The organism is Gordonibacter urolithinfaciens (assembly GCF_900199375.1).
Classification (GTDB): Bacteria; Actinomycetota; Coriobacteriia; order Coriobacteriales; family Eggerthellaceae; genus Gordonibacter; species Gordonibacter urolithinfaciens.
The window spans coordinates 512,934-531,250 of sequence record NZ_LT900217.1 but is presented as its reverse complement, the minus strand read 5'-3'; the positions used below and the strand labels follow the sequence as shown (position 1 = coordinate 531,250).

18 protein-coding genes, 2 tRNA genes and 1 other RNA gene are annotated in these 18,317 nt (G+C 68.8%); 13 read left to right on the top strand and 8 right to left on the bottom strand.

From position 1 onward, the window contains the following. Positions 1-33: 33 nt before the first annotated feature. The 7 genes from BN3560_RS02335 to BN3560_RS02305 all read left to right on the top strand — a co-directional run bounded on the left by BN3560_RS02335 (position 34) and on the right by BN3560_RS02305 (position 6,132). Complete coding sequence (locus BN3560_RS02335; protein WP_015539749.1) at positions 34-849, top strand: DivIVA domain-containing protein; 816 nt, start codon at positions 34-36, stop codon at positions 847-849. 36 nt (positions 850-885) lie between these two features. Then, positions 886-1,176: a DUF167 domain-containing protein gene (locus BN3560_RS02330; RefSeq protein ID WP_015539748.1), complete on the top strand. Its 291-nt coding sequence runs from the start codon at positions 886-888 to the stop codon at positions 1,174-1,176. Positions 1,177-1,366: 190 nt separating this feature from the next. Further along, positions 1,367-2,134 carry a MerR family transcriptional regulator gene (locus BN3560_RS02325; RefSeq protein WP_096226884.1) on the top strand — a complete coding sequence of 256 codons (768 nt, stop codon included), beginning with the start codon at positions 1,367-1,369 and terminating at the stop codon, positions 2,132-2,134. A 150-nt stretch (positions 2,135-2,284) separates the two neighbouring features. Continuing rightward, positions 2,285-3,289, top strand: coding sequence for a putative heme d1 biosynthesis radical SAM protein NirJ2 (nirJ2, locus tag BN3560_RS02320; RefSeq protein WP_096226883.1), 1,005 nt, complete (start codon positions 2,285-2,287; stop codon positions 3,287-3,289). A gap of 25 nt (positions 3,290-3,314) precedes the next feature. Further along, entirely contained in the window at positions 3,315-4,322 is a 1,008-nt protein-coding gene (locus BN3560_RS02315) for an ABC transporter substrate-binding protein (RefSeq protein WP_096226882.1), read from the top strand. 15 nt (positions 4,323-4,337) lie between these two features. Beyond that, positions 4,338-5,345, top strand: coding sequence for a FecCD family ABC transporter permease (locus BN3560_RS02310; RefSeq protein ID WP_096226881.1), 1,008 nt, complete (start codon positions 4,338-4,340; stop codon positions 5,343-5,345). Then, positions 5,338-6,132, top strand: coding sequence for an ABC transporter ATP-binding protein (locus tag BN3560_RS02305; RefSeq protein ID WP_227114982.1), 795 nt, complete (start codon positions 5,338-5,340; stop codon positions 6,130-6,132). Before BN3560_RS02310 ends, BN3560_RS02305 begins: the two co-directional genes overlap by 8 nt. 63 nt (positions 6,133-6,195) lie before the next feature. On the opposite strand, the gene rnpB is transcribed toward BN3560_RS02305, so the two are convergent. Next, an RNA gene (rnpB, locus tag BN3560_RS02300) (RNase P RNA component class A) lies at positions 6,196-6,556 on the bottom strand. 122 nt (positions 6,557-6,678) lie between these two features. On the opposite strand from rnpB, the gene BN3560_RS02295 reads away from it, so the two are divergent. After that, complete coding sequence (locus BN3560_RS02295; RefSeq protein WP_096226880.1) at positions 6,679-7,197, top strand: GNAT family N-acetyltransferase; 519 nt, start codon at positions 6,679-6,681, stop codon at positions 7,195-7,197. Next, the gene (locus BN3560_RS02290) at positions 7,198-7,830 is read left to right on the top strand and encodes a thiamine diphosphokinase (protein ID WP_087192079.1); all 633 of its coding nucleotides are present in this window, start codon (positions 7,198-7,200) and stop codon (positions 7,828-7,830) included. A gap of 391 nt (positions 7,831-8,221) precedes the next feature. On the opposite strand, the gene BN3560_RS02285 is transcribed toward BN3560_RS02290, so the two are convergent. Beyond that, the gene (locus tag BN3560_RS02285; protein ID WP_096226879.1) at positions 8,222-8,566 is read right to left on the bottom strand and encodes a GIY-YIG nuclease family protein; all 345 of its coding nucleotides are present in this window, start codon (positions 8,564-8,566) and stop codon (positions 8,222-8,224) included. Between the two features lie 284 nt (positions 8,567-8,850). On the opposite strand from BN3560_RS02285, the gene thiC reads away from it, so the two are divergent. Genes thiC through thiD form a run of 4 tightly spaced genes read left to right on the top strand, consistent with a single transcriptional unit; the run spans position 8,851 to position 12,538 of the window. Next, positions 8,851-10,191, top strand: a complete 1,341-nt coding sequence (gene thiC, locus BN3560_RS02280) for a phosphomethylpyrimidine synthase ThiC (protein WP_096226878.1) — start codon at positions 8,851-8,853, stop codon at positions 10,189-10,191. A 3-nt stretch (positions 10,192-10,194) separates the two neighbouring features. Continuing rightward, complete coding sequence (gene thiM, locus BN3560_RS02275; protein ID WP_096226877.1) at positions 10,195-11,031, top strand: hydroxyethylthiazole kinase; 837 nt, start codon at positions 10,195-10,197, stop codon at positions 11,029-11,031. A gap of 24 nt (positions 11,032-11,055) precedes the next feature. After that, positions 11,056-11,706, top strand: coding sequence for a thiamine phosphate synthase (gene thiE, locus BN3560_RS02270; protein WP_096226876.1), 651 nt, complete (start codon positions 11,056-11,058; stop codon positions 11,704-11,706). Positions 11,707-11,737: 31 nt separating this feature from the next. Then, positions 11,738-12,538, top strand: coding sequence for a bifunctional hydroxymethylpyrimidine kinase/phosphomethylpyrimidine kinase (gene thiD / locus BN3560_RS02265; RefSeq protein ID WP_096226875.1), 801 nt, complete (start codon positions 11,738-11,740; stop codon positions 12,536-12,538). Between the two features lie 56 nt (positions 12,539-12,594). Here thiD and BN3560_RS02260 read toward each other — a convergent pair whose 3' ends face one another. From BN3560_RS02260 to BN3560_RS02235, 6 genes are all read right to left on the bottom strand, one after another. After that, positions 12,595-14,253 carry an amidohydrolase gene (locus BN3560_RS02260; protein ID WP_096226874.1) on the bottom strand — a complete coding sequence of 553 codons (1,659 nt, stop codon included), beginning with the start codon at positions 14,251-14,253 and terminating at the stop codon, positions 12,595-12,597. Positions 14,254-14,302: 49 nt separating this feature from the next. Then, positions 14,303-15,373, bottom strand: a complete 1,071-nt coding sequence (locus BN3560_RS02255; RefSeq protein ID WP_227114985.1) for an MBL fold metallo-hydrolase — start codon at positions 15,371-15,373, stop codon at positions 14,303-14,305. Positions 15,374-15,440: 67 nt separating this feature from the next. Continuing rightward, positions 15,441-15,517 (bottom strand) — tRNA-Glu (locus tag BN3560_RS02250). Between the two features lie 31 nt (positions 15,518-15,548). Further along, a tRNA-Gln gene (locus BN3560_RS02245) sits at positions 15,549-15,622 on the bottom strand. A 205-nt stretch (positions 15,623-15,827) separates the two neighbouring features. Further along, positions 15,828-16,595, bottom strand: coding sequence for a CDGSH iron-sulfur domain-containing protein (locus BN3560_RS02240; protein ID WP_197702164.1), 768 nt, complete (start codon positions 16,593-16,595; stop codon positions 15,828-15,830). A gap of 175 nt (positions 16,596-16,770) precedes the next feature. Beyond that, entirely contained in the window at positions 16,771-18,309 is a 1,539-nt protein-coding gene (locus BN3560_RS02235) for a CCA tRNA nucleotidyltransferase (protein WP_096226873.1), read from the bottom strand. Positions 18,310-18,317 lie beyond the last annotated feature (8 nt).

Genomic DNA, 18,317 nt, shown 5'->3' with positions numbered 1-18,317 from the left:
CGCGTCCGCGCGGACAGGACGAAGGGACCGACTATGGCAATCACCTCGGCTGATATCCACAACCAGAGCTTCTCGATCGACCGCAAGGGCTACGATGTCGACGAAGTGGACGTGTTCCTGGAGCACGTTGCCGACGAGATCGACGCGATGACCGCGCAGATAGACCAGCTGGAGCGCCAGTTGGACGACTCCTCGTTCGCCGGTTTCGACACGCCGGCGCGCATCGAGGACGTGCCCGCGCCCGTCGCCGCCGCGAGCGACGAGGAGCTGGCCGCGAAGGATGCGCGCATCGCCGACCTCGAGCGCCAGCTCGAGGCCAAGAAGGCCGACGACAACGCCATCGCCCAGGCGCTCATCATCGCGCAGCGCTCCGCCGACGAGATCATCTCGAACGCGAATGCCACGGCTGCCGGCACCATCAACGATGCCGAGGACGAGGCCAAGCGCATCGTGGACAAGGCCGAGGCCGAGAAGCAGAAGGTGCTCGACGCCATCAAGAAGCTCGAGGACGATCGCGAGGACGCCCGCGAGGACTACCAGGAGCTGCTCACCGACTTCATCGCCGACGCCACGCGCAAGCTGGCCGAGATCGGCGGCGAGATCCCGACTCCGTCCCTGCCCACGAGCGCGCACGCCCGCGTGGCGGAGACGACCGTGGAGGCCACGGGCCGCGTGATGACCTCGCCCGCCCAGGCCCCCATCAACGTCGACGGCACCGCCGCCTACGCCATGCCGCAGACCGGCGCCGTGTCCGTGGCGCCCGCCACCCCCACGCCCTCCCGCGTGGAGAAGGACCTCTCCGGCTTCGGCGATGCCGACGATGCCTTCGAGTTCGAGGAAATCGACTAGCGAGCTCCGCTGGCCTGTCGGCCGAGCGCAAGGGTCATGAAGCCTGCCATCATAGCCGTTCACGTCACGCCCCGCTCGGGGCGTGACGAGGTTTCGGGCGTGCGCGCGGATGCGGCGGGCGCCGACGAGGTGTGCGTGCGCGTGACGGCACCGCCCGACGGGGGCAAGGCGAACAAGGCGGTGTGCAAGCTGGTGGCCGAGGCGCTCGGCGTGCCGAAGTCGCGCGTGGGCGTGGCCTCGGGTCATACGGCGCGCCGCAAGCGCCTGTCCGTGGAGGCCGACCAGGCCCAGGTGGACGCGTGGCTGGCATCTCTTCCGCGCTGCTAGCCGGGCAGTGCGCTCGGCGGCGAGGGATTTCCCCTCGTTTTTGTTGCGAGTTTCTGAAAGACGGGGATTTGCCGTTGACGGCGACGTAGCGTCATCGCATATGCTCGGTTTCGGTCGGACGGGGGCGTTCGGCCGAGGACGAGGAGGCGGCCGCATCGAGCGGATGCGGAGCCTCATGAGGAGCAGCCGCATGACCGATCAACGATACCTGACCGTGGGAGAGCTGGCCCGGCGCGTCGGGGTGACGGTGCGCACGATCCAGTACTACGACCAGCAGGGCCTGCTCTCGCCGTCGGCGAAGGGTCCGCAGAACCAGCGCCTGTACACCGACGACAACGTGAAAGACCTGTATCGCATTCTGACCTTGAAGTACCTGGGGCTGTCGCTTGCCCAGGTCAAATCCGATGCAGATCTGTTCGACGAGGCGGCGGCGCTGCAGGAGCTCGCCGGCGAGCAAATGGACGCCATCGAGGAGCAGTTCCAAGCGCTGTTCAGGCGCATGTCCACCCTGCGCGCCCTGCACGACGAGGCCGGCGAGGGAATGCCGGACTGGGAGGCGCTCGCCTCCACCGTGGAGCGCTGCCAGGGCGAGAGCCAGTTCTTCTGGCGCCTCACCTGCATCCGCGACGACGCCCCCGCCGCCGAGACGGCCGCCGAGGATCGCATCGCCCGCGGCGAGTCCGTATCGCAATGGCACGAGCTCATCGCCGACACTATCCGCCTCATGCCGGCAGGCGAGGCCGTCGACAGCCCGTCCAACCGCGACCTGGCACGACGCTACCTGGCCCTCGACGCGTCGCAGGATGCCGCCGCGGCCGAGAGGAACTTCATCCTCATGGAGAACATCGCTCCCCATGGAGGCGACGACGGCTCGTTCGACGAGCTGCGCCAGGCGGTGTTCGACCATCTGGAGGCCGTGGTAGCCGCTTACCGCGGCCAGCCCGACCCGTCCGGCTAGCCTCATCCGGCGCCGGACGGGCGCGGCACCTCTTCCTTCGCTCTCTCCCCAGTGTTCTGTCCGTCCGGCGCAAACCCTTCATCTTGCCTGCTCATTCACCCGGTGCCCCGCGCACCCTCTGTCGGTGCGCCCGAACGAAAGGATACGCCCATGCTCGTGTCGTGGATGACGACGAACAAGTGCAACCTCAAGTGCGTCCATTGCTACCAGGATGCCGAGGAGGCCAGCGCCTTGGAGCTCTCGACCGACGAGGGAAGGAAGATGATCGACGAGATCGCCCGCGCGGGCTTCAAGGTGATGATCTTCTCGGGCGGCGAGCCGCTCATGCGCCCCGACATCTACGAGCTCGTGGCGCACGCGGCCGGCAACGGGCTGCGACCCGTGTTCGGCTCGAACGGCACGCTCATCACGCCCGAGGTGGCACGCCGGCTGAAGGAGGCCGGAGCTTGCGCCATGGGCATCTCGGTGGACAGCCTCGATGCCGCCAAGCACGACAAGTTCCGCGGGCTGGAGCACGCCTACGACCTCACCATGGCGGGCATCGAGGCCTGCAAGCAGGCCGGCCTGCCGTTCCAGCTGCACACCACCGTGGTGGATTGGAACCGCGACGAGGTGTGCGCCATCACCGACTTCGCTGTCGAGATCGGGGCCATCGCGCACTACGTGTTCTTCCTCATCCCGGTGGGTCGCGGCAAGTTCATCCAGGAGACGTCGCTCGAGGTGTTGGAGAACGAGCGTCTGCTGAACGACATCATGCGCAAGGCGGCCGAGGTGCCGATCGACGTGAAGCCCACGTGCGCGCCCCAGTTCACGCGCGTGGCGAAGCAGCTCGGCGTGGACACGCGCTTCGAGCGCGGCTGTTTGGCGGGCCTCACGTACTGCGTCATCGGCAGCGAGGGCATCGTGCGCCCCTGCGCCTACATGACCGAGGAGGCGGGCGACGTGCGCGCGCAGCCCTTCGACGAGATATGGAAGACGAGCCCCGTGTTCGAGAAGCTGCGCACCCAGGCCTATTCCGGCTCGTGCGGCACATGCGACTACGCGCAAGGCTGCGGCGGCTGCCGCGCCCGGGCCGCTTACTACCACGAAGGCGATATCCTCGCTCAGGACGACTACTGCGCCCACGGCAACGCTTTGGTAGCGGCTGCCGTCTAGACCATCGGCATCGAAAGGACCCCTCATGACCATCATCTCCCAACGCATCGTTCCCACTGCCGTCGCCGCGTCCTTGGCCGCGACGATGATCCTCGCCGGCTGCTCGACCGCGCAGCCGAAAGCCGAAGCCGAGGCGGGCGCCCCTCAGGCGGAGGCCGGGCAGGCCTCGCAGGTCGGCGCGGTCACGTTCACCGACGACACGGGCGCCGAAGTGACCGTGGAGAACCCGCAGCGCGTGGTGGCGTGCATGGGCAGCTTCGCCAGCATGTGGGAGCTTGCGGGCGGCACGCTCGTGGGCGCCTCCGACGACGCGTTCACGCTGTCGGACTACGACCTGAAATCCGAGAACGTGCAGAAGGTGGGCGACTTCGCGAACCCGAACCTCGAGGCCATCATCGCGCTCGAGCCCGATTTCGTCATCATGACGAGCGGCTCGGGCGGCCGCGGCGGCGACTCGAACCAGGCCGACCTCAAGGCGGCCCTCGCCGCGTCGAACATCCCGGTTGCGTGCTTCCAGGTGACGACGTTCGCCGACTACGAGCGCATGCTGCGCACGCTGTGCGACATCACGTGTCGCGACGATCTCTATGAGCAGAACGTCCAGGCCACGGCCGATCGCATCGCGGCCATCACGGCGAAGGTGCCCGCCGGGGAAGCGCCTTCGGCGCTGGTGCTCACCACGTTCTCGGGCGGCACGCGAGTGCAGGCGTCCTCTACGATGACCGGATCGATGCTGGCCGACCTCGGCGTGAAGAACCTGGCCGACGAGAACCCGAGCCTGCTCAAGGACTTCAGCCTGGAGTCGATTATTGGCATGAACCCCGACTTCATTTTCGTCGTGCCCATGGGCAACGACGACGCCGCGGCCATGAAGGCGCTCGAGGACCAGACGGCGGCGAACCCCGCCTGGTCGACCCTCGACGCGGTTCAGAACGGCCGCTACGTCGCGCTCGACCCGCACCTGTTCCAGTACAAGCCGAACGAGCGCTGGGACGAGAGCTACCAGGTGCTGTTCGACGCGCTGTACGCGTAGGCGGAAGGCTGCCCGGTGACCCCGTTCAACCGTGAGAAGGCGGCGCCGCTCGCCATCGTCGTTTCCGTCGCCGTCCTTGCGGCGGTGACGGCGGCGGCGTTCCTCGTGGGATCGACGTCGGTGAGCTTGGGCGACCTTGTGGCCTGGGCGACCGGCGGCGACGTGAGCGCGTCGGCGAAGAGCATCCTCGTGAACGTGCGCCTGCCGCGCGTGCTGGCGGCGCTTCTGGCGGGAGGGGCGCTGGCCGTGGCCGGCGCCATCATCCAGGCCGTGCTGGACAACCCGCTGGCCAGCCCCAACATCATCGGCATCAACTCCGGCGCTGGACTGTTCGTGCTGATCGCGGCCAGCGTGTTCCCCAGCGTGCTGTGGCTGCCGCCGCTCGCGGCCTTCCTCGGGGCGCTCGCCACGGCGCTCATCATCTTCGGCATCTCGCTGGGCGCGAGCACGTCGAGGCTCACCGTGGTGCTGGCCGGCATCGCCATCACGTCGGTGTTCGGCGCGGGCATGAACACCATCCTCATCGTGAACCCCGACGCCTACGTCGGCTCGTCGGCGTTCCTCGTGGGAGGCCTGGCCGGCGTGCTCATGGACGACCTCGCGTGGCCGGCGGCCTACATTCTGGGAGGCCTGGTCGTGGCGCTGCTCTCGGCGGGCAAGCTCAACATCATGGCCCTCGGCGACGACACGGCGCATGCGCTTGGCATGAACGTGGGGGCGACGAGGCTCGCCATGCTCGGCCTCGCCGCCGTGCTGGCGGGCGCGGCCGTGAGCTTCGCGGGCCTGCTCGGGTTCGTGGGGCTCATCATCCCGCACCTCGTGCGGTTCTTCGTCGGGCACGACAACCGCATCGTGCTGCCGCTGTCCGCCGTATGCGGCGCGGCGTTCGTCGTCGTGTGCGACCTGTTGTCGCGCGTGCTGTTCGCGCCCTACGAGGTGCCCGTGGGCATCCTCATGGCGTTTCTCGGCGGGCCGTTCTTCATCTACCTCATCTTGAAGAACAGGAGGGGTTCCCTTGATTAGCGCCGACGCAGGACACGCCGCGGCCATCGAGGTGCGCGACGTGTCGTTCTCCTACGGCAAGGAGCCGTTCATCGAGGGGCTGAGCGCCGCGTTTCCCCGCGGCGCGGTGACGAGCGTCGTGGGCCCGAACGGCTGCGGAAAGTCAACGATGATCAAGCTCATCGACGGGCTGTTGCGCCCGCAGATGGGGGAGGTGCGCATCGACGGCGTGGCCACCCTGTCGCTCAAGGCGAAGGAGCGTGCGCGTCGCGTGGCCGTGCTGGCGCAGGCCAGCCGCCCGCCGGCGATGACGGTGGAGGCGCTCGTGGCGTGCGGGCGCTACCCGTACCAGGCGCATCAGGGGAGGCTCTCGCGCGAGGACCGCGAGCAGGTGGAGCGCGCGCTCGAGCTGGCGAACGTCGCGCGGTTCCGCGCGCACGAGCTGCGTCGGCTGTCGGGCGGCGAGCGTCAGCGCGCGTTCATCGCCATGACGCTGGCGCAGGACACCGACCTCATCGTGCTCGACGAGCCCACCACCTACCTCGACATCCGCGCCTGCCACGAGACGATGGAGCTCGTGCGACGCCTGAACGTCGAGGCGGGCAAGACCGTCGTCATGGTCATCCACGACCTCGACCTGGCGTTGCGGTACTCCGATTGCCTGCTCGTCATGGAGCGCGGGCGCGCCACCGCGTCCGGCACGGTGGAAGAGGTCCTCGCCACCGGCGCCATCGAGCGCGCCTTCGGCGTGAGCATCCGCACCTGCGCCGCTCCCGAGGGGACCGCGTACACGCTGTTCCCGGCGTAGCCGCTGCTGATCGCCGCTATCGGCAGTTGGGAATTCTCGGAAAAGGTCGCTGTATGAAGGGAAGATGCGAGCGGGCCGATAAGCCGGGTTCTGTCGTTGGACGACCATTTATCTCGAACGTGCGTCGCCGCACGCCTCAAGCACGCAACCCGAACGTACGGCGGGCCACCGTGTCGCGTTCCTATTTGCGCTTGCTCCGGATGGGGTTTTCCAAGCCGCGCCGTTGCCGGCGCGCTGGTGCGCTCTTACCGCACCGTTTCAGCTTTTCTCCCGTTGCCGCGCGCCGAAGCGCGTGTTCGCGGGGGAGTCTTCTTTTCTGTGGCACTGATCCGTCGGGTCGCCCCGCCCAGCCGTTAGCTGGCATCCTGCCCTATGGAGCCCGGACTTTCCTCACACCGAGGTGCGCGATCGTCTGGCCCGCTCGCATATGGTATTCTAGCAAACCGAAAGCAGCGCGCGCCCGCGAAAAGCGAAGCAGCGCGAAAAACCGATCCGGCCGCGTGCAGCCGGCGGGCGGGCCGCGTGCCGGCAGAGGTAAGGAGCACCATGAACGAGGAACTCACCATACGTTTCGCCACGCGCGGGGACGCACCGGCACTGCTCAGGCTGACCCAGGGGCTTGCCGCCTCGATGGGGCGCGAAGGTGCGGTGGCCGCCACGCCCGCGGATATCGTGAGGGGCATGTTCGACGAAGGCGGGGGCGAGGCGCTGGTCGCCGAGCATCCGGACGACGGCGTGGTGGGGTGCGCGGTCTTCTGCCGCGCGTTCTCCGTGTGGACGGGGGGTTGCGGCGTGTACCTGGAGGACCTGTTCGTGGACGAGGCGTACCGGGGTGCCGGTGCGGGCCGGGCGCTCATGGCGCGCCTGGCAGCGCTCTGCGAGGAGCGGGGCTATCGGCGCCTCTCATGGCACTGCCGCGACGCGAACGAGGCGGGGCTTGCATTCTACGAGCGCTTGGATGCCGAACGGGTCGACGCGCTCGTGCTGCACCGGTTGGAGGGCGAGCGGCTTGCCGTGCTCGCGGCCCAGGCTCCGACAGGCGGATGTGCGGAAGGGGCGAGGTAGATGGCGACGTGCGCGATCGTGGGAGCGTCCCCCGAGTTCAATGCCGAGGACTTCAAGGCCCGCTACGAGGCGGGCATGTTCGAGTTCGTGATCGCCGTGGACGCCGGCTTCGCCTACCTGGAAGAGCTGGGCGTGAAGCCCGACATGGCGGTGGGCGACTTCGACTCGCTCGGCTACCTTCCCAAGTGCCGCCGCGTGTCGCGATTCCCGGTGAAGAAGGACAAAAGCGATATGGAGCTGGCGCTTGAGAAGGCCGTGGCCTGGGACTACGACGACCTCGTGGTGTATGCGGCCCTGGGCGGGCGGCTCGACCACACCATCGCCAACCTGCAGCTGTTCGCGAAGTTCTCCGAGCGGGAGTTCTACGTGACCGCCGTGGGCGAGGGCAGCGCCCTGCGCGCGCTCACCGGCCCCGACGTGATGGACCTGCCCCTGCTGGAGTCCGGCACGGTATCCGTGTTCTCTGCGAACGATTGCGCCCGCGGCGTCATCGAGACGGGCATGCTGTACTCCCTCGACGACGAGGACCTGTCGAACCGCACGTCGCGCGGCGTGTCCAACGAGCTCGTGGGCAAGCCCGCGCGCATCGCCGTGGAGGAAGGGACGTTGTACGTGTTCTACCCGCTGCCCTGACGGGGCGGGGGACACAGCCGAGCGGAGGGTGGAGTGCGGACTGCGGAGCGATCGCGGTCGCGCTGCTCGCTTCAAACCACCGTTGGCGTTTCGCGGGTCGATGCGCGCCTCCGCTCGGGATGACCCGGAGGGGTTTGGGGCGTCGTTGCACAGTAATCACCGATTCTTGCCAAGCATGATCGCGCAGGCTCTCCCATGGCGCTGGAGAGTTTTCTTCTTGCAGAGTTTCTCCTGATCAGAAAATCTCATCGCGGAGATAAGCGATGCTGTAGAGTTTTGAGGGGCTCATCGTTGTGGGGAATCGGTAAAAACTGTGCACAAGAGCCTTGCCCGGGCTTCCTCTCGCGTCCGCGCGAACCCGGCTCCACGTTTTCTGCTTCTGGCGCGCAGCTCACTTCCAAACGCGCTTCGCTTCCGGATGCTCCTCCAGGTACAGCTCCAGCAGGGCCTGGAGCTCTTCGGCGTGGTCTTCATGGGCGTCGTCGTATTCCAGCTCCTCAACGAGAGCGAACGCGAATCCCCCGCGGCCGTGCTTGTTCCACAGCGCCTGCAGGCACTTGTTGGGGTGATTTCCGCCGTCGAAGCGGGCGACCAGGCCGTTCTCGGTTGCCCGCGGATCGCGCGAGGCGATGAGGAACCGCTCGCCCGTGGCGAGGCAGCGCATCTCCAGAACGCCCATGGCAGGCCTGCGCTCGCCGTAGGCCTGCTTGAGCTGCTTTTTCCGTTCGCTGTCCATGGGTTTTCCTCGCCGCCTCGCGTTTTCCCTCCATTGTGGGGCATCTTCGGCCTGTGTGCAATCGACGGTTCGTAGAGCTCGCCGGCGGATTCGGCGCGCGAAACGCAGGGCGGGGCGGTATAATCGCCCGAGCGGCACCGCCTGGCGCCGCGCCGCCGCGAGGCGGCCTCGACATACCGGGGAGCTTGCAAGCCGCATGCGCGGCCGGGCAGGCTGAGAGGAAGCGCCGAAGCACGCTTCGACCCGAGGAACCTGACATGGGTAATGCCAACGAAGGGAGCTCTATGACGCAGATCAGCGCCGCAGCGCGCGGCAATCCTGCACCGGTCACGCAAATCGACCACGCCCGTGCGGGCACCGTCACGCCGGCCATGCGCACCGTGGCCGAGAAGGAGGGGCGCGATCCCGAGTTCATCCGGGAGGGCGTGGCGGCCGGACGCATCGCCATCCCCGCGAACATCCACCATGCGAGCCTCTCGCCCGAGGGCGTGGGCGGCGGCCTGCGCACGAAGGTGAACGTGAACATGGGCATCTCGGGCGACGTCGCCTGCGAGGCCGAGGAATGGAAGAAGGTCGACGTGGCTCTTGAACTGGGCGCCGAGGCCATCATGGACCTGTCGAACAGCGGCAAGACGGCCGCGTTCCGGCGCGCCCTCGTGGAGAAGTCGCCGGCGATGATCGGCACCGTGCCGATGTACGACGCCATCGGCTATTTGGAGAAGCCGCTCGTCACCATCACGGCCAAGGATTTCCTCGACGTGGTGCGCGCGCATGCCCAGGACGGCGTGGACTTCGTCACCGTCCACGCTGGCATGAACCGCCGCACCATCGAGAGCTTCCGCGAGACGGGCCGCCTCACGAACATCGTGAGCCGTGGCGGGTCGCTTATCTTCGCCTGGATGGAGGCCACCGGCAACGAGAACCCCTTCTACGAGTTCTACGACGAGGTGCTGGCCATCCTGCACGAGCACGACGTGACCATCAGCCTGGGCGACGCTATGCGCCCCGGGTCCACCTACGACGCCACCGACGCGGGGCAGATCGCCGAGCTCATCGAGATCGGCAAGCTCACGCGCCGCGCATGGGATGCGGGCGTGCAGGTGATGGTGGAGGGCCCGGGCCACATGGCGCTCGACGAGATCGCCGCCAACATGAAGCTGGAGAAGCGCCTGTGCCACGACGCGCCCTTCTACGTGCTCGGGCCGCTCGTCACCGACATCGCGCCGGGCTACGACCACATCACGGCCGCCATCGGCGGGGCTGTGGCCGCGGCCTCGGGCGCGGACTTCCTGTGCTACGTCACGCCGGCCGAGCACCTGCGCCTGCCCGACGCCGCCGACGTGCGCGAGGGCCTTGTGGCAACGAAGATCGCCGCACACGCGGCCGACATCGCGAAGGGCGTGCCCGGTGCGCGCGATGCCGACAACCGCATGAGCGACGCGCGCCGCCGCGTGGACTGGGAGGGCATGTTCGCCGAGGCGCTCGATCCTGCGCGTGCGCGGGAGTATTTCGAGAGCGCGCCGCCCTCGACGGAGGGCACCTGCACCATGTGCGGCGAGATGTGCGCGATGCGCACCGTAAATCAGATCATGGACGGCCTGACGGTCGATCTCGGGAAGGAGTAACCTATGGAGGCATTCGCTTTGAAGAGGGCTTTGGACAACGTGCGGGCAGGCTCGCCGCTCGTGCACAACATCACGAACTACGTGACGGTGAACGACTGCGCGAACGCGCTTCTGGCCATCGGCGCGAGCCCCATCATGAGCGACGAGCCTGCCGACGTGGAGGACATCACGTCCATCTGCGGCGGGCTCACGCTCAACATCGGCACGCTCAACGAGCGCTCCATCGAGGGCATGTTCGCGGCGGGCGAGCGCGCGAGCGAGCTGGGGCATGCGATCGTGCTCGACCCGGTGGGCGCGGGCGCGTCGGCCTTGCGCACGCGCGTGGCGGGCGATTTGCTCGACAAGCTGGCCGTGTCCGTCATCCGCGGCAACATGTCGGAGATGAAGGCGCTCGCCGGCGGCGCGGCGGCCACGCGCGGGGTGGACGTGTGCCCCGACGATGCCGTGACCGAGGACAACCTGGCGGCCGGCGCGGCGTTCGCGCGCGATTTCGCGGCGAAGACGGGCGCGGTCGTGGCCATCACGGGCGCCATCGACATCGTGGCCGACGCCGATCGCGCCTACGCCGTTCGCAACGGCAGCCCCCTTATGGGCCGCATCACGGGCGCCGGCTGCATGCTGTCGTGCCTGTGCACGGCGTACGCGGTGGCGAACCCGGGCGCGCTTCTGGAGTCGCAGGTGGCCGCAGTCGCCGGCATGGGCCTCGCGGGCCAGCAGGCGCAAACCCGCATGGGGGGCCTGGACGGCAACGGGTCGTTCCGCACCTACCTCTTGGACGCGCTGTACCACCTCGATGGCAACGCGCTCGAGGCGGGCGCGAAGGTCGAAGAGCTGGCGTAGCCGGCGGAAGCGAGAGGAGGGCCGATGTTCCCACGTGAGGATCTGCGCCGCGCATTGGCGCTGTATGCGGTAACCGACCGCGCGTGGCTGGGGGATCGCACGCTCGCCGCGTGCGTCGAGGAGGCGCTGGGGGGCGGTGCCACCTTCGTGCAGCTGCGCGAGAAGGACGCGCCCCGGGCCGAGGTGGTGCTGCGGGCCCGCGCGCTCGCGCCGCTCTGCCGCGCGGCGGGCGCTCCGTTCGTCGTGAACGACGACGTGGAGGCGGCGCGGATCGCCGGCGCCGACGGCGTGCACGTGGGCCAGGAGGACGCCGCGTGCGCCGACACGCGCGCGAAGCTCGGGCCGGACGCCATCGTGGGCGTGTCGGTGCAGACCGTGGAGCAGGCGCTGGCCGCCCAGGCCGCCGGGGCCGACTACTTGGGCGTGGGCGCCGTGTTCGGCACGCCGACGAAGCCGGACGCCGCCGACGTGGGAACGGACGGCCTCGCCGCCATCTGCGCGGCGGTCGACGTTCCCGTGGTGGCCATCGGCGGCCTGAACGAGCAGACCATCCCCGCGCTCGCGGGCACGGGCGCCGACGGGGCGGCCGTGGTGTCGGCCATCTTCGCGGCCGACGATATCGAAGCGACCACGCGCCGCCTGCGTGCGGCGGTGCAGGCGGCGCTCGGCGCGTAGCCGCGCCGTCGCTCGAGGAAAGGACGTGCGTATGGAAGCAGTGCTCAGCATCGCGGGGTCGGATTCCAGCGGGGGCGCAGGGATCCAGGCCGACATCAAGACCATCGCCGCGCATCGCCTGTTCGCCGAAACGGCCCTCACGGCCCTCACGGCGCAGAACACCCTCGGCGTGACCGGCGTGCTCGACGTCGACCCGGCCTTCGTGACCCAGCAGATCGACGCCGTGTTCGAGGACATCCGCCCCGCCGCCGTGAAGGTGGGCATGGTGTCGTCGGCCGCCATCATCGAGGCCGTCGCCGACGCGCTCGAGCGCCACGGGGCGACCAACATCGTGGTCGATCCCGTCATGGTGGCCACGAGCGGCGCGCGGCTCATCAGCGAGGACGCCGTCGAGGCGCTGAAGGCGCGCCTGCTGCCCCTCGCGGACGTGGTCACGCCGAACATGCCGGAGGCGGAGGTGCTGTGCGGGTTTTCCGTGAACGACGACGCGTCCATGGAGCGTGCGGCTCGCGAGCTGGCCGGACGGGTGCGGGGCGCCGCGCTCGTGAAGGGCGGGCATGGCGTCGAGCGCGCCGACGACGTGCTGGTGGCGAGCGCGGATGCGCCGGCCTGCTGGCTGCGCGCCGCGCGCATCGACACGAAGAACACCCACGGCACAGGCTGCACGCTCTCATCGGCCATCGCCTGCGGCCTCGCGAAGGGCCTTCCGATGGAGGAAGCAGTGCGCGCCGCGAAGGACTACGTCCACGGCGCCCTCGCCGCGGGCCTCGACCTGGGACGGGGCAGCGGCCCGCTCGATCACATGTGGAATGAGACACGGGGACGGGGATAACGTCTCATTCCACAGATCGGCAGGTGTTTCCCTTCAACGTTCGGTGGAATGAGACGTTATCCCCGTCCCCGTGTCTCATTCCCGAACACGCAGCGGCCGCCCATGAAGGTGGCCAGCACCTTCGTTTTCTGGATGTCCTCGATCTCGCAGGTCAGCAGGTTGCGGTCGAGCACGGCGATGTCGGCCAGCTTGCCCACCTCGAGCGTTCCCAGCTCGCGTCGGCGGCCCGCCGCCGCGGCGCTGCCCTGCGTGTAGGCGCGCAGGGCCTCCGCCATGCCGATGCGTTCGCCGGGCAGCCATCCGCCTGCGGGCTCGTGCGTGCCGGGATCTTGGCGGCTCACCGCGCTGTACAGCACGTCTATCGAGTTCACGTCCACCACGGGCGAGTCCGTTCCGAACGCGAGCACCGTGGAGCGGTCGAGCAGCGTGCGCAGCGGCCACATGTAGCGGGCGCGCTCGGGGCCGAGGTCGCGCTCGGGGCCGCCCGGGTCGAGCGTCATGTGCGGCGGCTGCACGGCGGCCACCACCTGCAATTCCGCCAAACGGTCGAGGTCTTCGGGCAGGAAGTTCTCGAGGTGCTCGAGGCAGTTGCGACGTCCCTCGGGCAGCGGGCCGAACTTCGCGCGCGCCTCCTCGAAGATGTCGAGCGCGGCGTGGATGGCCGCGTCGCCGATCGTGTGGATGCGCACGGGATAGCCTTGCTCGGCGGCGGCGAGCACGTAGGAGCGCATGACGGCGGCGTCCACCGTGGGGCGGCCGCAGTCGCCTTCGACGAGCGCGTTCGCGTAGGGCTCGGTCACCCAGGCCGTGTGCTGGCTCGACACGCCGTCGAAGAACTGCTTGAAGCCGGGCGCTTGCAGGCACGGCCCCGTGTACCGCGCGCGCATCGTCTCGAAGCGGCCCATGTCGCCCGTGAGCGTGGGGAAGAGGTGCACGCGCGCGGTCAGCTCGCCGCGCTCGAGCAGAGCGGCGTGCACGTCGTCGCGGATGAAGTCGAGTCCCGGATGCGCCATGAGCGACATGTCGCACACGCTCGTCACCCCGTTCTCGGCCAGGCGCGCGAAGAACCCGCGGTACGCGCTTGCCACCTCGTCGTCGGTGAACGATCCCATGATCTGCGGCATCAGCTCCATGGCGGCCGCCTCGCGCACGATGCCGGTCAGCTCGCCCGCCTCGTCGCGGTCGTACGTTCCACCCGCGGGAGGGACGCTGTCGCGCGTGAGCCCCAGCTCGGACAGCGCCGTGGAGTTGAGCCACAGCGTGTGGGCGTCGCCCGAGTACAGCGCCACGGGACGGGTGGGGAAGGCCTCGTCGAGCGAGCGCTTCGAGGGCAGCACGGGCGGGTCCCAGCGGTACTCGCGCCACCCCTGCGCCAGCAGCCAGCCGCTCGGGCGCTGTTCGGCGAATGCCCGCATGCGCTCGACGCAGTCTGCCTCGTTCTCGCCGAGGAACATGGTTGCCAGCGGGGAGGCGTATACGGCCGAGTGAAAGAAGTGCAGGTGGGAGTCGTGGAAGCCGGGAACCACGAGCGCGTCGCCGAAGTCGCGCACCTCGGGCGCGGGGCCCTCGTTGCGCGTGCGGGCGAAGGCGTGCACGTCCGCGCGCGGGCCCACGGCCACAATGCGGTCGCCTGAGGTGGCGACGGCGGCGGGCTTCGTCGCGGCGTCTGTCCCGGTGAACACGTTCTCGCTTTCGATGATCAGGTCGATGTGCATGGGATGCTCCTTGTCTCGCAGTGCCGTATGCCGTCTCGTGCCCCGTCGGCTACGGCAGCTCGAAGCGGTACTCGTCGCCGCAGATCGTCTGCTTCAGCTTGCCTTCGCAAACCAGGTACACCAAGTGCGCCATCGTCTCTCCCATCGAGAAGAACTTCTGGTCGAGCGGCCAGGAGCGCCAGTTGTCGTAGCGCCACCTCGCGTGCGACGAGATGGACACGACGTCCTCGTGCCCCTCGGCTACCAGGTCGTATATCTCCTGAAGGCGCTCCTCGTGGTGCCCTATGAGGTACAGGGCCCGCCCGCGCAGGTCGCCGAACATCGCGCCATGGCCCGGCAGCACCTGCTCGACGTCCAGGTTGCTCACCTTTCCCAGGCTCGCCAGGAACTCCTCAAGGGCGTTGTAGGCCGGGAACCACGAGGCTATCGAGGGCGTGATGCGCTCGAGCACGTGGTCGCCTGCCAACAGTATCCTGCGCGACGGCTCGTAAAGGCAGAGGTGCCACGGGTCGTGCCCGGGCGTCTCCAGCACCTCGAACGCATAGGGCCCCGCACGGAGCACGTCGCCCTCCTGCAGGAACGTCACGGCCGGCTGGCTTTTCAGGGGCAGCAGCTCCGCTGACACGTGGAGCGCAGGCTTCCCTCTCTCGAACCCCAGGCCGCTCTGATGCGGCGTGGCCGCCTTCAGCAGCAGGGGGCCGAACACGCGCGCCTCCATGTCCTGAAGGTTCTCCACCTCCTGGAACGAGTGGAGGTTCGCGAAAACGGGCATGCCGTCGCGGTAGATGCGGTCGAGGTTTCCCGTGTGGTCGGGATGCGAATGCGTCAGCACGATCTCCACGCTGTCCCAGGTGCGCCCCAGGGCGGCGAGCGCCTGGTCGAGCGCCTCCTCGCAGGCGGGGTGGTTGAAGCCCACGTCGACGATGGTCGTGCGGTCTTTCGACAGGATCAGGTAGGAGTTGAGCGCGCGCAGGGGGTTATGCGGCAGCAGCACGCGCACCAGGTACAGGCTCGGCAGCAACTCCACCGGCATGCCGAAGGGCGCCGCCAGGCAGGCGTCGGCTGCGCCCGGCGCGGCGGGGTTCGAAGCGGCTGTCGTTTCCGTGTTCGCTCGATCCATGCGGCCTCCATTCCTCGGGGCGAAATAGCAAAAAGGCCGGGGCTGATGCCCCGGCCTGCAAGTTGCTTGGTAGCTCCGACCGGATTCGAACCGGCGACCTCCGCCTTGAGAGGGCGGCGTCCTAAACCGCTAGACGACGGAGCCACATAGTGCGCTGTGCAGTATACCGCAAAAATGGCTGGGGTGGAAGGAGTCGAACCCTCACATACGGTACCAGAAACCGCTGTCCTGCCATTAGACGACACCCCATCGGCTAACCGATGTGCTTCCGTTGCTTGTTGCAACAGTCGCAAGCGCGAGTGCATATATTACGGGGAGCCATGGACTTCGTCAAGGCCCCAAGCCCACTTTTTTTTGAAAATTTCGAACTTGCCCGCCAGCGGGCCTGTAGGCGCACTCGTCCCGGGCTGCCGTAAGCGCGTGCGGATGCTCTGCGCATCCGCACGGCGCTCCGTCAGTCCAAGCCGTCCGAGAACCCAATGCTCACGTGCATGGCGTCGCAGAACGGCTTGTTGCGCGACGCCCCGCAGCGGCAGAGCGCATAGCGGTTGCGCAGCTCGTAGGTGCTGCCGTCAGCGCTGATCAGGGGGATTCCCCCGCGTACGTACAACGGGCCGCTCACGCCCTCCTCGGGGTCCTCCAGAAGCGAGATCGCAGGATCCAGCACGGGCTCGTAGGGGGTGCCGTCGGCCGTGTCGTAGTGCACGAGCCGTCCGGCTGGGCAGTCCGACGAGGCCTTTATCGCCTCTTCCTTCAGGCGCTCGTCGCCCGAGAGCTCGGTGAGCGTCCACACGTCGCCGTCCTCGCGGTGGCAGAAGCGCGCGAAGGCGCAGCGGTTGTCGTCGAGCAGGTATGCGCCCGGGCCGGGATAGACGTCGGCGCGTTCCTCGAAGGATTCGCGGCTGGCCGTCTCGGTGCCGTCGAAGCCGGCCGTGACGTGCGAGCCGTCGCAGAACGGCGGCGTCTTCGTGCGCCCGCAGCGGCAGAGCGCGTAGGTTTGCGTGGCGGGGAACGTGCGGCGCACGCGGTACTCGCGATGGCCGCCCACCGGCGTGATGGCCTCCTCCAGCAGCGGCGCTGAGCCGTTGACCACGTACGGGCCGTTCTCCACGATGGTGATGCTCATGGGGGTGGGCGCATCGCCCTGGGTCTGGGGCGCGTCCTCCGGCTGCGCCTGCCGGCTCGTCTCGCGTTCGGTGCGCTCCTGTGTCATCGTTGCCATGGCGCCTCGCTTCCTGTCGGGGTCTCGGTATCCCGCCAGTATAAGAGCGCTCACTGTGTTCTCGATGCCATCCGACGGCGCCGTTGCGGGCGGGTGGGCCAACCGTTAGGCGTTCGCCACGTCGGCCGCGCCGCCGACGGCCCCGGCAACCTTGGCGCCTTCCGCGTCCTGCTGCTTACCGCGCCTTCGGCTCGGGCGGCGCCTCTTCGGCGGCGGCCCGTTCTGCACCTGCGGCGCATCTGCCCCCCTTCGCGCCCGCCGCATCCCGTCCGTCTTGCGCGCCCTGCTGCCCGTCCAGCCAGGTAGCCGCGAAGGCCAGCAACGCCGCGCGCTCGTTCGGCACGCGCTCGTCGATCACGGCGTCGAGCGCTGCCGCGAGCACGGCGCCCACGGCCGGCCCCTGCCGCACGCCGGCCGCCATCACGTCGCGGCCGTCCACGGCGAGCTTCCTCAACGTGAAGGCCTCGTTCGCCTCCAGTATCCCGTCCAGCACCTCTTCGAGCTCGTCGGCCAGCTCCACGCGCCCCGCGCATCGCGGTGCCTGGGCGAGCGCGTCGCCTCGCTTCAGGTCGCAGAGCGCGCGGAACAGTTCCACGTCGCCGCCCAGGCGGGCGAGGGCCCGCTTCACGGCCTTCGGCGTGGGCTCTATCACGTCGTCGTGGTACTTCACCAGCGTCAGCACGCGCCCCACGAAGGCCGGCGAGAGGGCGAGCCGGCCCATGGCCGCCCGCGCCAGCTCCACGCTGATCTTCGCATGGCCGTAGAAGTGCCCCGTGCCGTCCGTATCTTGGAAGAACGCCGCCGGCTTCCCTGTATCGTGGAAGAGCGCGGCCCAGCGCACGAGGGGGGAGGGCGGGGTTCTTTGCACGACGAATGCCGTGTGCTCGAGCACGTCGTATACGTGGTAGGGTGTGCGCTGCTCGAAACCCTTGCATGCTACCAGCTCGGGCAGCACCGCGGCCAGCACGTCCATCGTGCCCATGAGGGCGTCGTGCACGTGCGCGCCCAAGAGCAGGCATTCCAGCTCGTGCGTCACCCGCTCGGCCGATATGCGCAGAAGCTGGCCCTTGTTCGCCATCATGCCGGCGTAGGTGGCAGGCTCGATGGAGAACCCCAGCTGCGAGGCGAACCGGCATGCCCGCAGGATGCGCAGCGCGTCCTCGGAGAAGCGGCGGGCGGGGTCGCCCACGGCGCGTATCGTGCGGGCCTCCAGGTCCGCCACGCCGCCGTACGGATCGAGGATACCGCGTTTTGGATGGTAGGCCAGCGTATTCATGGTGAAGTCGCGGCGGGCCAGGTCCTCCTCGATGGTGCGGACGAAGGAGACGGCCTCGGGGTGCCGCGCGTCCGCGTAGGCGCCGTCGTCCCGGTAGGTCGTGATCTCCAGCGCCTCTTGATCCACTACCACGGTGAGCGTGCCGTGCGCCGTGCCCGTCTCGTGCGTGCGGCAGCCGGCCGCCTCGAACACGCGCTGCACCTCCTGCCAGGGCGCGTCGGTGGCCACGTCGACGTCGGCGCACGCCCGCCCGAGCAGCGCATCGCGCACGAAACCGCCCACGCACCATGCCTCGAAGCCGGCTTCCTCGAGCGCGGCGAGGGCGAAGGCGGCCTGTGGGGGCAGGGAAATCGTGACGGGGCGAGGGCCTTCAAAGGCAGCGTTGCGAGCCTGCCCCCGCTCTGCCAGCTCGTCGCCAAGTTGTCCGGGTGCCTCCATGTCGTCTC

Coding starts and splice junctions, on each gene's coding strand:
- BN3560_RS02260 (WP_096226874.1), bottom strand. CDS start 14,253: ATGCACATCGACCTGATCATCGAAAGCGAGAACGTGTTCACCGGGACA.
- thiM (WP_096226877.1), top strand. CDS start 10,195: ATGGAGGCATTCGCTTTGAAGAGGGCTTTGGACAACGTGCGGGCAGGC.
- BN3560_RS02295 (WP_096226880.1), top strand. CDS start 6,679: ATGAACGAGGAACTCACCATACGTTTCGCCACGCGCGGGGACGCACCG.
- BN3560_RS02335 (WP_015539749.1), top strand. CDS start 34: ATGGCAATCACCTCGGCTGATATCCACAACCAGAGCTTCTCGATCGAC.
- BN3560_RS02255 (WP_227114985.1), bottom strand. CDS start 15,373: ATGGATCGAGCGAACACGGAAACGACAGCCGCTTCGAACCCCGCCGCG.
- nirJ2 (WP_096226883.1), top strand. CDS start 2,285: ATGCTCGTGTCGTGGATGACGACGAACAAGTGCAACCTCAAGTGCGTC.
- thiC (WP_096226878.1), top strand. CDS start 8,851: ATGACGCAGATCAGCGCCGCAGCGCGCGGCAATCCTGCACCGGTCACG.
- BN3560_RS02315 (WP_096226882.1), top strand. CDS start 3,315: ATGACCATCATCTCCCAACGCATCGTTCCCACTGCCGTCGCCGCGTCC.
- BN3560_RS02235 (WP_096226873.1), bottom strand. CDS start 18,309: ATGGAGGCACCCGGACAACTTGGCGACGAGCTGGCAGAGCGGGGGCAG.
- thiE (WP_096226876.1), top strand. CDS start 11,056: ATGTTCCCACGTGAGGATCTGCGCCGCGCATTGGCGCTGTATGCGGTA.
- BN3560_RS02330 (WP_015539748.1), top strand. CDS start 886: ATGAAGCCTGCCATCATAGCCGTTCACGTCACGCCCCGCTCGGGGCGT.
- BN3560_RS02240 (WP_197702164.1), bottom strand. CDS start 16,595: ATGGCAACGATGACACAGGAGCGCACCGAACGCGAGACGAGCCGGCAG.
- BN3560_RS02325 (WP_096226884.1), top strand. CDS start 1,367: ATGACCGATCAACGATACCTGACCGTGGGAGAGCTGGCCCGGCGCGTC.
- BN3560_RS02290 (WP_087192079.1), top strand. CDS start 7,198: ATGGCGACGTGCGCGATCGTGGGAGCGTCCCCCGAGTTCAATGCCGAG.
- thiD (WP_096226875.1), top strand. CDS start 11,738: ATGGAAGCAGTGCTCAGCATCGCGGGGTCGGATTCCAGCGGGGGCGCA.
- BN3560_RS02285 (WP_096226879.1), bottom strand. CDS start 8,566: ATGGACAGCGAACGGAAAAAGCAGCTCAAGCAGGCCTACGGCGAGCGC.